The sequence below is a fragment of the Brevundimonas sp. Root1423 genome, from assembly GCF_001426805.1.
Map to the genome: position 1 here is coordinate 430384 of NZ_LMFL01000045.1, position 15908 is coordinate 446291.

The 15908-nt window shown below is 68.4% G+C and carries 10 protein-coding genes; 6 read left to right on the top strand and 4 right to left on the bottom strand.

The genetic code is table 11. The annotated features are described in order from the left end of the window. Positions 1-43: 43 nt before the first annotated feature. Genes ASD25_RS23730 through ASD25_RS23745 form a run of 4 tightly spaced genes read right to left on the bottom strand, consistent with a single transcriptional unit; the run spans position 44 to position 6832 of the window. Positions 44-2392: a glycoside hydrolase N-terminal domain-containing protein gene (locus ASD25_RS23730; protein ID WP_056621071.1), complete on the bottom strand. Its 2349-nt coding sequence runs from the start codon at positions 2390-2392 to the stop codon at positions 44-46. A gap of 7 nt (positions 2393-2399) precedes the next feature. Beyond that, the gene (locus ASD25_RS23735) at positions 2400-4022 is read right to left on the bottom strand and encodes a family 43 glycosylhydrolase (protein WP_056621073.1); all 1623 of its coding nucleotides are present in this window, start codon (positions 4020-4022) and stop codon (positions 2400-2402) included. 39 nt (positions 4023-4061) lie between these two features. Further along, a complete protein-coding gene (locus tag ASD25_RS23740; protein ID WP_056621075.1) occupies positions 4062-5186 on the bottom strand; it encodes a glycoside hydrolase family 43 protein in 1125 nt (374 codons plus the stop codon). Further along, positions 5183-6832, bottom strand: a complete 1650-nt coding sequence (locus tag ASD25_RS23745) for a pectate lyase (RefSeq protein WP_235562858.1) — start codon at positions 6830-6832, stop codon at positions 5183-5185. Before ASD25_RS23745 ends, ASD25_RS23740 begins: the two co-directional genes overlap by 4 nt. 59 nt (positions 6833-6891) lie before the next feature. Between ASD25_RS23745 and ASD25_RS23750 the strand changes: the two genes are divergently transcribed. The 6 genes from ASD25_RS23750 (at position 6892) to ASD25_RS23775 (ending at position 15908) form a co-directional block, all read left to right on the top strand. Then, positions 6892-9885, top strand: coding sequence for a DUF6298 domain-containing protein (locus tag ASD25_RS23750; protein WP_156389446.1), 2994 nt, complete (start codon positions 6892-6894; stop codon positions 9883-9885). 75 nt (positions 9886-9960) lie between these two features. Then, on the top strand, positions 9961-10965 hold the full coding sequence (locus tag ASD25_RS23755) for a LacI family DNA-binding transcriptional regulator (protein WP_056621082.1): 1005 nt from the start codon (positions 9961-9963) through the stop codon (positions 10963-10965). 64 nt (positions 10966-11029) lie between these two features. Further along, complete coding sequence (locus tag ASD25_RS23760; RefSeq protein WP_156389447.1) at positions 11030-12160, top strand: fumarylacetoacetate hydrolase family protein; 1131 nt, start codon at positions 11030-11032, stop codon at positions 12158-12160. Beyond that, entirely contained in the window at positions 12157-12915 is a 759-nt protein-coding gene (locus ASD25_RS23765) for an SDR family NAD(P)-dependent oxidoreductase (RefSeq protein ID WP_056621083.1), read from the top strand. The genes ASD25_RS23760 and ASD25_RS23765 overlap by 4 nt, the downstream gene beginning before the upstream one ends. Before the next feature lie 50 nt (positions 12916-12965). Further along, positions 12966-14399, top strand: coding sequence for a sugar porter family MFS transporter (locus ASD25_RS23770; protein ID WP_056621085.1), 1434 nt, complete (start codon positions 12966-12968; stop codon positions 14397-14399). A 66-nt stretch (positions 14400-14465) separates the two neighbouring features. Further along, positions 14466-15908 (top strand): aldehyde dehydrogenase family protein, encoded by a 1443-nt coding sequence (locus ASD25_RS23775; RefSeq protein WP_056621087.1) that lies wholly within the window; start codon positions 14466-14468, stop codon positions 15906-15908.

Genomic DNA, 15908 nt, shown 5'->3' on the forward strand with positions numbered 1-15908 from the left:
GATCGGCGAAGGGGGTCCGCCCTCGTTTACGGACGCGCCGTTCTCAGGAGGCGAATGGAGCCTGAACGAACGAGGCCGGGGTCAACGTCAGCCGCCCGCCTCGGGCGAGGTTCAGCCCGAGCGTAAGATCGCCGTAGCGGACCAAGCAGGGTTCTCCCAGATCGCTGACCAGGTCGGCCTGGACGAGACGGCCTTCCGCCCACCGAATCGACAGACCGAACCCGCCGCGGCACCGCAGGCCGCTGATCGCGCCGGACGGCCAGGCAGCCGGCAAGGACGGCAGCAGGATTATCTCGCCCGAATGGTCCTGCATCAGCATCTCGGTCATGCCCGAAACGCCGCCGAAATTGCCGTCGATCTGGAACGGGGGATGGGCGTCGAATAGATTGGGATAGGTGCGGTCCGGGCTGAGCAGATGCATCAGTATCCGATGCGCCCGGTCCCCGTCACCCAGCCGCGCCCATAGATTGAGCCGCCATGCGATGGCCCAGCCCGTCGAGATGTCGCCCCGCAGGCTCAAGGACATTTTCGCCGCTTCGGCGAGGGCGGGTGTCCTGCGCGTTGTGATCTGGTCCGATGGATACACGCCGTAAAGGTGGCTGACATGCCGGTGATGCAGGTCGTTGGCCTGGAGGTCCCAATCCTCGCGCCACTCCTTCAGCAGGCCCGTCGAGCCGATCTCGTTCGGAGCCAGATGGGCGCGCGCGGCCAGAATCTCGTCGCGCAGGGCGGGATCGACCTGCAGATGTTCGGCCGCCCGCGCTGTGTTGGCAAACAGGTCGCGGATGATCTGCTGGTCCATCGTCGGGCCCGCGCACAGCGACACTCCACCCGCGTGGGTGTTCTCGGGCGAGATCGACGGAGAGGAGATCAAATAGCCGGAGCCGGCCTCGACCTGCAGGGTGTCGAGGAAGAACAGACTGGCCCCCTTCAGCACCGGATAGATGTCAGCCAGATAGGCCGGATCGCGGTGATAGTCCCATCGGTCCCACAGGTGTTTGCACAGCCAGGCTCCGCCCGTCGGCCAGACGCCGTATTGCGAGCCGTCGATGGGCGCGGTCGCCCGCCAGACGTCGGTGTTATGGTGGCAGACCCAGCCGCGCGCGCCATACATCACCCGCGCCGTCCGGGCCCCCGTGATCGCCAGATCCTTGACCATGGCCACCAGCGGCTCGACGCATTCGCCCAGACCGGTGGGTTCGGCGGGCCAGTAGTTCATCTCCGTATTGATATTGATCGTGTATTTGCCGCCCCAAGGCGGCGAGTTATTTTCGTTCCAGACCCCCTGGAGGTTGGCCGGCTGGGTTCCGGGCCGCGAACTCGAGATCAGCAGATAGCGGCCGTACTGGTAGTACAGGGACGCCAGCGCCGGATCGTTCGAACTCTGGGACGTCGCGACCCGTTCGTCCGTCGGTCGGTCCGCCGCGTCAGTGCGGCCGATATCGAACGCCACCTTTCGGAACAGGCGGCGATGCTCGCGATGATGGTCGGCCTTCAGGGCGTCCCATCCCTTACCCAAGGCCCGGGCTATGGCCTGACGGGTCTTCGCGGCCGGGTCGCCGGATACATCCCGGAAGCTGCGATAGCTGGTTGCGGCGGCGATCAGCAGGATCGCTTCATCCGCCCCGGTGACGACTAGCCTGCCCCCATCGACCGATGTCCGTCCGCCCCTGCGGATGATGCGGAGCCGGCTCTCGTACTTCAGAGCGCCGTCCACGCCGTGCTGCGCCCCGTTGCGGCCGGCGAACACGAGGGTGTCGGTTCCTTCGGCCGTCGCGACAGCCGAAGCGCGCGGGGGATTGTCGAACCCGGCCGTGAAGCTCAGCCCACCGGGACCTGCCACGAGCCGCATCGCCACCACCTGATCGATGGCCGACACAAAGGCTTCGCGGACGTGGGGCCTCCCGCCCGCCTCGAAGGTCACCGAGGTCACGGCGCCGTCCAGGTCCAGTTCGCGCCGATAGTTCGCGGCCCCCTCGACGCCTGTGAAATCCAGATACAGATCGCCCAGGCTGTTGAACGACATCTGCCGGACCGGGGTCGCCATGATGGAGACGGTGGCGAAATCCCGCGCCTCGACCCAGCGTTCCTCGGCGATCAGCTGGCGAACCCGCGGTATGCCTTCCAGCGCCTTGGGATTGGCCGGATCGTAGGGGCCGCCGCCCCAAAGGGTGTCTTCATTGAGCTGGAGCCGCTCGCGCCCGACCCCGCCGAACACCATAGCCGCCAGCCGGCCGTTGCCGATCGGCAGGGCCTCGACCCACGTCGTCGCGGGCTGTCGGTACCAGAGCCTGAGATCGGGGAAGCCGGGCTCCGCGCCGGCGCGCGTCGCCGCGGCGCCGGCGAGGCCGACGCCGACCCCCGCCGCCATGGCTTCCCGTCGGGTCAGCATGCCGACGTCAGAGCGCGCGATAGGTGAAGTTGCGGAACCGGGCCTCGCCCTCGCCCGCCGCATAGAGGGCCGGACGCAGCATCATGAAGCCGCCGCGGACGTTCTGGTTATAGCCGGACACCTCCATCCCGCGGTCGAACCGCTTCCAGTTCACGCCGTCGCTCGAAGTGTCGAAATAGACGTTCTGGAAGGCGTTCGTCAGCCGCAGGTGCATCTTCGCGCCGTAGGCGTGAGCCGGGCGGCCGCGCTCGATCCCGTACTGGTGGGTGACGAATTTCTCCGGGTCGAAGCCCAGACCCGCATAGAGCTGTCGGTCGTAGAACAGGATGATCCCCGCGACCGCGCCCGGATCGATCTCGATCTCGCATTCCAGCACATAGCCCTGATCGCCCTGGACGAAGGTCAGCGGCGAACAGTTGCTGGGCGCCGTGCCCTTGGCCCGCATGTGGAGCACGCCGCCGGCGCGGCGCAGCCTCGCCTTCTCGTCCGCCTGCGGATCGTAGAAGCTCCACTGGATGCCGAATTTGTCGGTCGAGAAATCATCCGACAGCGCCATGCCGTGAGGCACGGCTTCACCACCCCGAGGCATCGGCAGGGGCGTCGCCAGATCGCCGCCGGTGGCGCGGAACCAGCCGTCTTCGGTCCATTCGACCGGGTCCAGCAGGGTCTGGCGACCGAGGCTCCAGTAGGCGTTCTCATAGCCGTGATAGACCATGTACCAGTCGCCGGCGGGGCCCTCGACGAGCGTCGCATGGCCGCGCGACCACCATTTCTCGGCGCCCGAGACGGTGCGCACGATCGGATTGTGCGGGCAGTTTTCCCACGGTCCATGGACGGAACGCGAGCGGGCCGCGATCACCATATGGCCCGTCGGCGGTCCGGCCGTGCCGCCCACGGCCGTGATCATGTAGAAATATTCGCCCCGCTTCATCAGCTTGGGGCCCTCGGGCGCAAAGCCTTCGACGATCCAGTCGTCCGGATAGCGCCAGGGGTCGTAGACGTGCTCCAGCGCGCCGTCGGTCGCCAGACCGTCGTCGGTCAGCCGGACCCGGTCGCCGCCGCTCATGAACAGATAGCGTTTGCCGTCCTCGCCGACGATGTGGCCCGGGTCGATCCGGTTCGGCAGTTTCAGATCGATCGGCTCGGACCACGGCCCCTCGATCCGGTCGGCCCAGATGACATAGCTGGAGCGATAGTCGGGGAAACGGGCGGGAATGTAGACGTAATACCGGTCGCCGTGCTTGCAGAGCTCGGGCGCCCAGACCGAGCCGATATTGGTGGTCAGGGCCGCGACCACCGGTCGCCAGTTCACCAGATCCCTCGAATGCCAGATGTGGATGCCCGGCACGGATTCGAACGACGAGAAGGTCATGTAGTAGTCGTCGCCGTCCTTGAGGATCGACGGATCGGGGTGATCGCCCGACATGATCGGGTTCAGGAAGGTCCCGTTGCCGAGGTCCGCCTTCCTCTGGTTCTCGATGCCCCGCGCCCAGCGCATATGCGCCCATTCGCGGCCCAGGGGCGCCGCCGCCTCATTGGACTGGGCCCGGACGGACCGGCCCCCGAGGGCGGCCAGGGCGACCCCGCCCAGAAGGCTGGAGAGAGCGGCGCGGCGGTGGATGGACTGCATGACGAACCTCGACGGATGAACGACTGAAGACGAAGGTGGCTAGCGGATGAAGGGGTCGATGGTCTGGATCGCGCCGTCCGGGTTGTGGACGAGATCGACGACCTTGGCGCTGCGGAAATTGTTGCGGTTCGACAGCTGGGTGTCGTGGAAAAAGAGCCGCCATTGGCCGTCGACCTCGACGATCGACTGGTGCGTGGTCCAGCCCTGCACCGGCAGCAGGATGTTTCCGCGCCAGGTGAACGGCCCGTACGGCGTGGCGGACGTCGCATAGGCCACATGGTGCGTGTCGCCGGTGGAGTAGCTCAGATAATAGAGCCCGCCGTGCCTGTGCATCCACGCCGCCTCGAAGAAGCGGCGGTCATGGTCGCCTCCGAGGATGGACGCTCCTGCCTCGTCGACGATCCGCAGCTCACGCGGCGGCTCGGCGAACTGCAGCATGTCGGCACTCATGCGCGCGATACGGGGCGACAGCGCCGGGGCGTCCGGTTGTTGCAGGTCGGTGTCGCCGGCCGAGGGATCGTAGGCGCCCGTCGCCCAGCGCTGCAACTGCCCGCCATGTATGCCGCCGAACAGCATGTACGCCTCACCGTCTTCGTCGACGAAGACTGCGGGGTCGATGCTGTACGCGTCCCGAATCGGTTCGGCCTCCGGCGTGAACGGACCTTCGGGCCGGTCGCCGGTCGCGACGCCGATGCGGAAGACGCCGCGAGCGTCCTTCGCGGGGAAATACAGGTAGTACCGGCCGTTCCGCCGGGCCGCGTCCGGGGCCCATAGCTGCCGGTCGGCCCACGGCACGTCGGCGAGCGCCAGAGCGACCGGATGGACCGTGACGGGTCCGCCGATTCGATCCATCGACAGAACGCGGTAGTCGTTCATCACATAGCCCTTGCCCGGCTGGTCATCCGCAGGCGGGCCGTCGATGTCGTGCGAGCCGTAGACATAGATCCGCCCGTCGAAGACGTGCGCGGCCGGGTCGGCGAGGAATATCTCGGTGGTCAGGGGCTGAGCCCGGTAAGCCAGACCTTGCGGCGACCGGTCCGGCGCCGGCAACGAGGGCGTATCGGCGGGGGACGCCGGCGGAACGGTCTGAGCCGCAGCGCAGCCGGTCGCCAGCAGGCCGAGGGCGACAGCGAAGGCGGGGCCATGACGCGTCCGGATTCTCACGCTTCCGTCTCACGCAGATAGCCGATCAGCCGGCTCATATTGTTGATGTAGGCGCCGGTGGAAATCCCGACGGGGCCGGACGGCAGGGTGAAGGGCGACGTGTCCCATGCGTCGCCGACCTGGCCCGGATCGACGAAGCCGGGCGGCGGTTCCGCCGGGCCGGGGCCCCGGTAGGGATGGCTGGTCGTCCGCAGTTCCTGCGGCCAGTAGCCCTCTTCGTTGAGCGCCCCGACCAGCTCCGCCGCCTGCATCTCGCGCGCCCGGGCCGCAGTCACATTCAGATCGGAGCCCCCGACGGCCCGGGTCACCACGAACTGCGGCAGGAGCGACGGACCGCGTCCCTGCAGGGGCGACGCCGCCGTGGCCTCATCCGGCGAGAGCGCCGAAAGCCGGTCATGACGCTGTCGCAACCGTCCCACATCGATGCGCTTCTCGGCGCGTTCGCCCGTCATGTCGTAGTCGCTGTAGAATTCGCCGTTCCGGGCGTTCGAGCCGCGTCGGTGAACAGCGATGAAGCGGTTGGTTCCGGGCTCGACGTAACGGAAATAGTTGAGCCCGTTTCGATGCGCCTCCGCCGGAGCCTCGACCGCGCGCAGCCAGTCGAGACCCTCCGGGATCCGCGCCAGAAACGTCCGGTCGCCCGTCAGTTCATAGAAATCCATCATCTTCGACAGCGCCGCCGCCGTGGTGTGCGGCGACAGGGCGCGCGGTTCATAGGTCCGGGCGCCGGCGGGCTGTAGATCCGGCGTGTACTGCAGCGCGAACCCCGGCGACGGCTGCGGCTGCTGCAGCCGTTTGTAGCAATCCATCGCCCGGCCGAGCGGCTCGCGGACCCGCTCCTCGTCCAGCTGCTGAAGCACCAGCAGCAGGAAGCCGATATTCTCCTCGGCCACCTCGTCGTTCAGGGTGATGTATCCCGTGTAGTCGGGTCGGCCGTGGTTCTCGAACGTCCCCGTGCGCGGCCAGCGCTGGGGCCAGCCGCCGACCGGATACTGGCTGTCCAGAATGAAGCCTGTCGTCTTGTCGACGGCGGCGCGGAACCGGGGTTCGCCCTTCTCCAGATGCAGCCGAAGCAGGAACCGCCCGCACTCGACCGTCGCGTGGTCGTCGAAGGTCGCATTGCCGTAGTAGTGCTGGAATTCTTCCAGCCGCCACCCGTTGCGGCCGATAGTTTCGTACCAGCGGCGCAGCGAGTCCTCGCCGTCGAAATCGATGATGTAGTTCCAGCCGCCGCTCTCGTGCTGGCCGGCGATCAGAGCGTCTCCGGCCTTTTCGGCGGCCTCATAATAGAGCGCCTCGCCGGTGGCGTGATACGCGTCGAGGAAGATCTGGCCCATCTCCGGCGTGCCCGGCGCCTGGGTCCAGATCATGCCGGGCCAAGCCTCCATCTCGCCCCAGCGGCGGGAAAAGTCGGCGAGGTAGGACCAGACATAGCCGCCCCGCGTCGCCACCTTGTCGGTCATGAAGGCGGTCGCCCGGCGCATGGTCGCGGCGACGGCGTCGCGGCCGACAGCCAGGGGCGACCACGCGCCGACCGCGCCCGCCAGCGGAGCGACCGAAGCGCCGACCAGCCAGGTCCGCCGCGTCAACATGCGAGATATTCTCCACCCTTGTTTGCCGATCTGCGCCGGCTCGAGATCGGGCATGGCCCCGCTCTCCATCGTAATATAATAATACTTTTAGCGTGAAATCTAGGGAGGTCAGGGTGGGACGTTGGGGATGGGCCGTGCTGGCGGCGTGCTGGATGGCGACCGCGGCCGGGGCGCAGACGTCGGATTCCCTGTCCGGCTGGCGTGCGCCGCCGATCGACTTTTCCCACGCCGGCTACCGCGGAGGCGGCGTCCCTCTGCCGCACGCGCCCGCGACGATTCTGGTCGCGCCCGGACCCGGCGACGACACGGACCGGGTCATGGCGGCGGTGAGAATCGTCGAGGGTCTGCCCGCCAGTGAGGAGGGTCAGCGCGGGGTCGTTCAGCTGGATGCGGGCGAGTTCCAGATCGCCGGACAGATCAGGCTCGGCGTCGGGGGCGTGGTCCTGCGGGGCGCCGGAAGCGATGGCGCTGGAACGCGCCTGATCGCGACGGGTCATGATCGCCGCGCCCTCATCCGCATCGACACTCCGACCCGGGAGACGCCCGGTGCGGCGGACGGCCGGCAGGTAGCCGGCGCGGTCCCGGTCGGCTCTTCACGCATTCCACTGGCGACCGTCGAGGGGTTGTCTGTGGGAGACTCCATCGTCGTGCGAAGGCCCAGCACGGCGGCGTGGATCGCGAGTCTGGGCATGGACGCCTTCGTCGGCTGGCGGCCGGAGGGGCGTCTGAACTGGACGCCGGGCTCGCGCGACATCGTCTGGGATCGACGGATCGTGGCCATCGACGGCGCCGCCGTCACCCTGGACGCCCCCCTGACCATGGCGATCGGCGCCGGCGAAGCGGTGCTGTCCCCGGGTCCTTCCGCAATCCGCCTGCGCGAGACCGGCGTGGAGCATCTGCGGCTGATTTCGCAGTCCGACCCCGCGCGACCGTCCGACGAGGATCACAGCTGGTTCGGCATCGCCATCGACAGCGTTGAGGACAGCTGGGTGCGCGACGTGGCGGCGGAGGGCTTCGTCAGCTCCGTCGTCGACCTCGGCGCAGCCAGCCGCCGGATCACCGTGCAGGACGTCTCCGGCTCGGCTCCCGTGTCGGAACTCGGCGGCCTGCGCCGACGGGTGTTCTACTCTGCCGGACAGCAGACCCTGTTCGTTCGCTGTCGCAGCCGGGACGGCATCCATGATTTCGGCCTCGGCCATGCGGCCGCGGGTCCGAACGTCTTGCTCGACTGCCTGTCGGAAGACGCCAACGGCGATAGCGGTACGCTGGAAAGCTGGGCGACCGGCGCGCTGTTCGACAGCGTCAAGGTGCGCGGCGGCGCCCTGAACCTGACCCACCGGGGCCGTGACGGACAGGGCGTCGGCTGGTCGGCGGCGAACTCCGTCCTGTGGAATTGCGAGGCGACCGATGTCGAGGTGAGAAATCCACCGGGTGCAGCGAACGCGGCGATCGGATGCCGGGGCGAACTGACCGGGGACGGCGCGCTGGAGGATTCCCGCGTCGTACCGGGCCGCGACTTCCACCGCGCCCAGCCGCAGACGCCGGCCAGCCTGTATCGCGCGCAGCTCGAGGCGAGGCTGGGGTCGGCGGCGCTCGCCGCGCTGGCGCCCTCGCCGGCGCCCGCCGTTCCCGCTTCGACTCCGAAGCTCTCCGGGGCCGCGCTCGCCGCCTATGTCGAGAGCCGGCGGGTGGCGGTCGAGAGCCACCCCCTCAAGCTGGTCGACGGTCAGTTTGTGATCGACGGGCAACCTGCCCTCCAGCGCCCGATCGGCTTCTCCTTCTTCCAGGCCCAGATGGTGCCCGCGCTGGCCCCGGCGGTCGGGCCGGCGCTGACCCGCTTCGCCCCCGGGCTCGAGGGGATCGGTCTGACGGACGACCTTGAACAGCTGGCGAACAGCCTCAACACCGGCGACTACGTCATTCACAACTATGGACTTTGGTACGACCGGCGCCGCGTCGATCACGACTTCTACGGCTCGCCGATGCATCGCACCGGCGAGGTCTGGGGACCCTTCATGGAGTTGCCCTGGGCGCGCAGCGGGGAAGGCCGGGCCTGGGACGGCCTCAGCAAATACGACCTGACCCGCTTCAATCCGTGGTTCTTCGACCGTCTGTCGACCTTCGCCGATCTGGCCGAACAACGCGGGATCGTGCTGTATCACAAGCTCTATATGCAGCACTGGCTGCTGGAGAGCCGCGCCCACTACGTGGACTTCCCATGGCGGCCCGTGAACGCCCTGCAGGCCACCGGAATGCCTGACGAGGTTCCGGCTTCGGAGACATTCTGGGATGTGTCGGACCCGGTCCGGCGCGACCTGCATCGCCTCTACATCCGGCACACGCTCGACGCCCTGAAAGGGCGCAGCAATGTGATCTACGGGCTCGATCCGGAATACACCGGCCCCCTGCCCTTCGTGCAGTTCTGGCTCGACACGATCGCGGAATGGGAACGCGAGACCGGCCAGTCCGTCCAGGTCGCGCTCGAGGTTCCCAAGGCCGGGATGGACTCCATTCTGGACGATCCCGTTCGCTCGCGGACGGTGGACGCCATCGGATTTCATCACTGGGTCTATCGCCCGGACGGGGCGCTGTTCGCCATCGAGGGCGGTCTGAACAAGGCGCCCCGCCAGCAGGTCGACGCCATCGCGACGGCGGATGATCTCGCGGGCGCGACCGACCCCGGCGCGGTTCGGCGGGCGTTGTGGCGGTCCACGCCGGCCATGCAGTACCGCGCCTGGCGCGAGTATCGCGACCGGGCGCCCGGCGTCGCCATCATCGGCGCTGAAGACGGTTTCCCCGACCTGAGCCGCCAGATCGAGACGGCCCTGTCGGCTGAATACCGCGCGACGCTCCGGCCCGCCTCCAGTCTCCTGAGGCCTACCGGGACCGCATGGGCCCTGTCCACGCCCGACGGAGCCACGCTCATCTTCAGCATGGACGGCCAGCCGCTGGTCTTCGATCAGGCCCCGGGCACGACCCTGACGGCGCGCTGGATCAGCGAGGCCGGAGCGGTCGAACAGACAGAGACGGTGGCGCCCGGGCAGACCCGTTTGTCGCCGCCTGCCCCCATCGCCGGGCGGCCGTGGGCCGTGCTGTTGCGCCCGTAGAAGGCTTGGCGCAGTGAAGCACGCGATCATTTCCGCGACTCGCGCGCTGCAGGATAACGTCCCGGTGGGGGAGCCATGAACGACGACGACCGCAAACCGACGATAGGAGATGTCGCCCGGCTGGCGGGCGTGTCGCCCATGACCGTGTCCCGGGTCATCAACGACAGCGCCAATGTGCGGCCCGAGACCCGCGCCAAGGTGGAAGCCGTCATCACCGCGACCGGATATGCGCCGGACCCGGCGGCGCGGATCCTGGCCCGCGCCGGAGCCGGCCGGATCGGCCTGCTCTACGCCAACCCCAGCAACGCCTATCTGGCCGAGGTTCTGGCGGGCGCCCTTTCCGGCGCGCGGGCGGCAGGCTTGCTGCTCATGATCGAACCATCCCAGGCCGGAGATCCCGCGGCCGAGCGGCTGGCGGTGTCGCGGCTCGTCGCGGGCGGCGCGCAGGGCGTGATCGTTCCCCCTCCGCTGGGCGAGTCGGCCGCGACCCTTGATGCAATCGCCAGAGCCGGCCTTCGCGCCGTCGTTCTCGCCGCTCCCAGCCGGAGCCCCGGGATCGTCAGTCTCAAGGTCGATGACAGGGCGGCGGCGCGCGAGGTGGTCGAATATCTGATCGAACTGGGGCACCGCCGTATCGGCTTCATCGAGGGCCGCGGCGACCAGAGCGCCAGCGCCGAACGCCGGCAGGGCGCCGAGCAGGCAGTGGCCAGCATCCCCGGTGCAAGCCTTTCGGTCGTGGAGGGTGACTTCACCTATCGCTCGGGCCTTGAGGCCGCGCGCCGGTTGCTGGCCGGAACGCCCCGCCCGACCGCCATTTTCGCCAGCAATGACGACATGGCGTCCGGGGCGCTCGCCGCGGTCCACGGCGCGGGACTGGACGCGCCCGGCGACGTATCCGTCGCGGGATTCGACGACACCTATATCGCGGCCAACTCCTGGCCAACGCTGACCACGGTACGGCAACCGGCCGCCGACATGGCCCATGAGGCCGCGATCCGTCTGGCCCGGCCCGGCGCGGAACCCGAGCCGATCCGCCACCACCTGATCACGCGCGACAGCACCGGCCCCGTCCCGCATTGACAGCCGGCTCTCAAGCTGATGATGTTAGCGCTACCACGTCATCAGAACGTGGACGGAGGGGCGCTTGAAACTGATTGACGACATGCCTGCGGATTGGCGCGAGGGCGTATTCCTCGGGCGCCTTCTGCTGCCCGAAGGCCCGACGCCGGTCGTGCTGCGGGGCGGCGAACTGTTCGACATCTCCGCGACCGCGCCGACCACCGCACAGGCCGTCGCGCTGGGCGATCCCGCGTCTTTGACCGGCAAGAGCCTGGGCGCACTCGAAGACCTCGCCTTGCAGGATTCCTCCACCCTTCCCCGCCTGCTCTCGCCGCTTGACCTGCAATGCGTGAAGGCGTCCGGCGTCACCTTCGCGGTCTCGGCCGTCGAGCGCGTCATCGAGGAGCGTGCGCGCGGCGACGCCGGCGCGGCGCAGGCGATCCGCACCGCCCTGGCCGCCCGGGTCGGCGCCGACCTCTCTTCGGTCAAGCCGGGCTCTGCGGAAGCCGGCGCCCTGAAGGTGGTCCTGATCGAGGAAGGCCTGTGGTCCCAGTATCTCGAGGTGGCGATCGGCAAGGACGCCGAGATTTTCACCAAGGCGCCCGTGCTGGCCTCCGTCGGCTGGGGCGACCTCGTCGGCGTGCGGTCCGACAGCGTCTGGAACAACCCCGAGCCGGAAGTCGTGCTGATCTGCGATCCGGCGGGCAAGGCCGTGGGCGCGGCCCTGGGCAATGACGTCAACCTGCGGGACATCGAGGGCCGGTCGGCGCTTCTGCTCGGCAAGGCCAAGGACAACAACGCCTCCGCCGCGGTCGGCCCGTGGATCCGCCTGTTCGACGACGCCTTCAGCATCGACGACGTCCGCAATGCGGTCGTGTCGCTGAGGGTCACCGGTGATGACGGGTTCGAGATGTCGGGCCAGTCGTCGATGCGTCTCATCAGCCGGGATCCGCTCGATCTGGCTGCCCAGACCCTGTCTTCCTCCCACCAGTACCCGGACGGGTTCGCCCTCTATCTCGGCACCATGTTCGCGCCGACCGACGACCGTGACGTGCCCGGTCAGGGCTTCACCCACAAGAGGGGTGACGAGGTCTGCGTGTCCTCGCCAAGGCTGGGCGTCCTGCGCAACCGGGTCGCATCGTGCGAGGAGGCGCCGCCCTGGACCTTCGGCATCTCAAGCCTGATGGCCAACCTCGCCGGAAGGGGTCTGCTATGAGCGGGGCCGTGTATCCCTCTTTGAAAGACCGCCTCGTCGTCGTCACTGGCGGCGGGACCGGCATCGGCGCCGCCTTCACCGAAGCCTTCGCGCGTCAGGGCGCCCGCGTCGTGTTTCTGGATGTCGCGGAAGAGGCGTCGATCGCGCTGGCGGCCAGTCTGTCCGACTGCAGCCCCCCGCCCGTCTTCCGGCCCTGCGATCTGCTGGACCTCGACGTGTTTCGCGGCCACCTGGCGGATGTGATCGCCGAGCATGGCGCCATCGACGTGCTTGTGAACAACGCGGCCAACGATGACCGGCATACCCTGGCCGAGGTGACGCCCGCCTATTGGGACGACCGCATCGGCGTGAACCTGCGCCACCTGTATTTCGCCGCCCAGGCCGTGGCGCCCGGCATGCGCGAGCGCGGCCGAGGCGTGATCCTGAACCTCGGCTCCATCAGCTGGCACCTGGGGCTTCCCGACCTGTCGATCTATGAGACGGCCAAGGCCGGCATCGAGGGGATGACGCGGGCGCTGGCGCGGGAGCTCGGCGTCGACGGCGTGCGGGTCGCCTGTATCGTGCCCGGCAATGTCAAAACGCCCCGGCAGATGAAATGGTACACGCCCGAGGGGGAGGCCGAGATCGTCGACGCCCAGTGCCTGAAGGGCCGGATCGAGCCGTCGGATGTCGCCGCCCTGGCCCTGTTCCTGGCCTCGGACGACGCCCGCTTCATCACCGGACATGAGTATTTCGTGGACGCCGGCTGGCGCTAGCCGGCCGTCACGACAACGGGCCGTCAGAGCCCAACGGAGGAGGATTGAGAATGGCAGGACCGACTGGCGTATCAGGCCCCGACATCGCCGGGGGCGACAAGGTCAACATGGCCTTCATCGCCCTGATCGTCGCCGTGGCGACGATCGGCGGCTTCATGTTCGGCTATGACTCAGGGGTCATCAACGGCACGCAGGACGGGCTGGAGAGCGCGTTCAACCTGTCGGCGCTGGGCACCGGATTCAATGTCGGCGCCATCCTGCTGGGCTGCGCCTTCGGCGCCTTCGCCGCCGGACGGCTGGCCGATCTGATCGGGCGCAAGACCGTCATGCTGATCGCCGCCGCCCTGTTCGTCGTCAGCGCCATCTGGGCCGGCGCCGCGGACTCCTCGGCCCACTTCATCATCGCCCGCTTCATCGGCGGCCTCGGCGTCGGCGCGGCCAGCGTGCTGACGCCCGCCTACATCTCCGAGGTCACGCCCGCCTCGATCCGCGGCCGGCTGTCCAGTGTGCAGCAGATCATGATCATCACCGGCCTGACCGGCGCCTTCGTCGCCAACTATGCGCTGGCGGCGAACGCGGGCGGATCGACAGCCGAGTTCTGGCTGGGGTTTCCCGCCTGGCGCTGGATGTTCTGGCTGCAGGTCGTGCCCGCCGCCATCTATCTGTTCGCCCTGCTGCTGATCCCGGAAAGCCCGCGCTACCTCGTGGTGAAGAACCGCGACGAAAAGGCTCTGGCCGTGCTCACCCGCCTGTTCGGCGCCGAAGCCGGGGCCCGCAAGGTCGCTGAAATCCGCGCCTCGCTGGCCGTGGACCACAAGCCCAGCTTCCGCGACCTGCTGGATCCCCTCACCCGCAAGGTCCGCCCCATCGTCTGGGCCGGCCTGATTCTGGCGGTGTTCCAGCAGCTGGTCGGGATCAACATCGTCTTCTACTACGGCGCCACCCTGTGGCAGTCGGTGGGCTTCTCCGAGAATGACGCCCTGCTGATCAATATCGGCTCGGGCAGCCTGTCGATCCTCGCCTGTCTGGCGGCCGTGGCCGTGATTGACCGGATCGGCCGCAAGCCCCTGCTGCTCATCGGTTCGGCGGGCATGTTCGTCACCCTGGCCGTCGTGGCCTGGTGCTTCTCGCAGGCCCAGACGATCGACGGCGCGGTGCATCTGCCGGGATCGGTCGGCCTGATCGCCCTGGTCGCCGCCAATGCCTATGTCGTCTTTTTCAACCTCAGCTGGGGCCCGGTCATGTGGGTCATGCTGGGCGAGATGTTCCCCAACCAGATGCGCGGCTCGGCGCTGGCGGTGGCAGGCTTCGCCCAGTGGATCGCCAACTTCGCAATCTCGGTCAGCTTCCCCGCCATGGCGGTTGGCCTCGGACTGCCCGTCACCTATGGCTTCTACGCCATCAGCGCACTGGTCTCGTATTTCCTCGTGCAGGCCTGGGTGAAGGAGACCCGGGGCCGCGAGCTGGAAGACATGACCGGCTGATCTGATCGACCTCCTCTTCCCCGGCGACGCTCCCCCGTCGCCGGCGCCATTCTCAAGGACTCCGCCATGACAGAGACACTGAACCTCAGCCACCTGATCGACGGCGAGCGTGTGGATGTGAGCCGGCCATCGGAGAGCCACAACCCCTCCAATACGAACGAGATCGTCGCCCGCACGCCCGACGGCGGTCAGGCCGAGGTCGACGCCGCGGTCGCAGCCGCCAAGGCCGCCTTCCCGTCGTGGTCGGAAGCCAGTCCCGAGGTCCGCTCCGACGTACTCGACCGCGCCGGCACCCTGGTCATGGAGCGCCGTGAACAGCTGGGCCGCCTGCTGTCCCGCGAGGAGGGCAAGACGCTGCCCGAGGGGATCGGCGAGACCGTCCGAGCCGGCCGCATCCTCAAATATTTCGCCGGCGAGGCGCTGCGCCGCCACGGCCAGAACCTCGACAGCGTGCGTCCGGGCGTGGAGATCCAGACCTATCGGCAGGCGGTGGGCGTCTATGGCCTGATCACCCCGTGGAACTTCCCCATCGCCATCCCGGCGTGGAAGGCCGCGCCCGCGCTGGCCTTCGGCAACACCGTGGTCATGAAGCCCGCCGGGCCGACCCCGGCCACGGCCTCGGCCCTGGCCGACATCCTCGTCGAGGCCGGCCTGCCCAAGGGCGTGTTCAACCTCGTCATCGGCCGCGGCGGCGTCGGTCAGGCCATCGTCGATCACCCGGACGTGGACGGCCTGTCGTTCACCGGCTCGCAGGGGGTCGGCGCCGGCGTCGCCCTGGGGGCCATCAAGCGTCAGGCCCGCGTGCAGCTGGAGATGGGCGGCAAGAACCCGCTGATCGTTCTCGACGACGCCGATCTGGACCGGGCGGTGATGATTGCGCTGGACGGCTCCTTCTTCGCCACCGGTCAGCGCTGCACCGCCTCCAGCCGCCTGATCGTGACGGACGCGATCCATGACCGCTTCGTCGCCGCCCTGGCGGAGAAGGTCGCCGCCCTGCGGGTCGGCGACGCCCTCGATCCGAACACCCAGATGGGTCCGGCGGTGTCCGAGGCGCAGATGGAAACCAGCTACAAATACATCGACATTGCGCGCGAGGCCGGCGGCCGCATCGTCACCGGCGGCGAGCGCCTGACGCTGGCCAACCCCGGCTGGTACGTCCAGCCCACCCTGATCGCGGACACCGACCCCTCGATGCGGATCAACGCCGAGGAGGTGTTCGGGCCCGTGGCCTCGACCATCCGGGTCAAGGACTACGAAGAGGCGCTCGCGGTCGCCAACTCGACCGAGTTCGGTCTGTCGGCGGGGATCGTCACCACCAGCCTGAAATACGCCCGCGACTTCCAGCGCCGCGCCCGGGCCGGCATGACCATGGTCAATCTGGCCACCGCCGGGGTGGATTATCACGTGCCCTTCGGCGGTTCGAAATCCTCCAGCTACGGCGCACGCGAACAGGGCTTCGCCGCCGTGGAATTCTACACCCAGACCAAGACCGCATACTCCTGGAGCTGA

Excerpts from the sequence above, each read along its gene's own strand:
- ASD25_RS23735 (WP_056621073.1), bottom strand. The coding sequence starts at position 4,022 with ATGCAGTCCATCCACCGCCGCGCCGCTCTCTCCAGCCTTCTGGGCGGG.
- ASD25_RS23730 (WP_056621071.1), bottom strand. The coding sequence starts at position 2,392 with ATGCTGACCCGACGGGAAGCCATGGCGGCGGGGGTCGGCGTCGGCCTC.
- ASD25_RS23775 (WP_056621087.1), top strand. The coding sequence starts at position 14,466 with ATGACAGAGACACTGAACCTCAGCCACCTGATCGACGGCGAGCGTGTG.
- ASD25_RS23770 (WP_056621085.1), top strand. The coding sequence starts at position 12,966 with ATGGCAGGACCGACTGGCGTATCAGGCCCCGACATCGCCGGGGGCGAC.
- ASD25_RS23745 (WP_235562858.1), bottom strand. The coding sequence starts at position 6,832 with ATGCCCGATCTCGAGCCGGCGCAGATCGGCAAACAAGGGTGGAGAATA.
- ASD25_RS23755 (WP_056621082.1), top strand. The coding sequence starts at position 9,961 with ATGAACGACGACGACCGCAAACCGACGATAGGAGATGTCGCCCGGCTG.
- ASD25_RS23765 (WP_056621083.1), top strand. The coding sequence starts at position 12,157 with ATGAGCGGGGCCGTGTATCCCTCTTTGAAAGACCGCCTCGTCGTCGTC.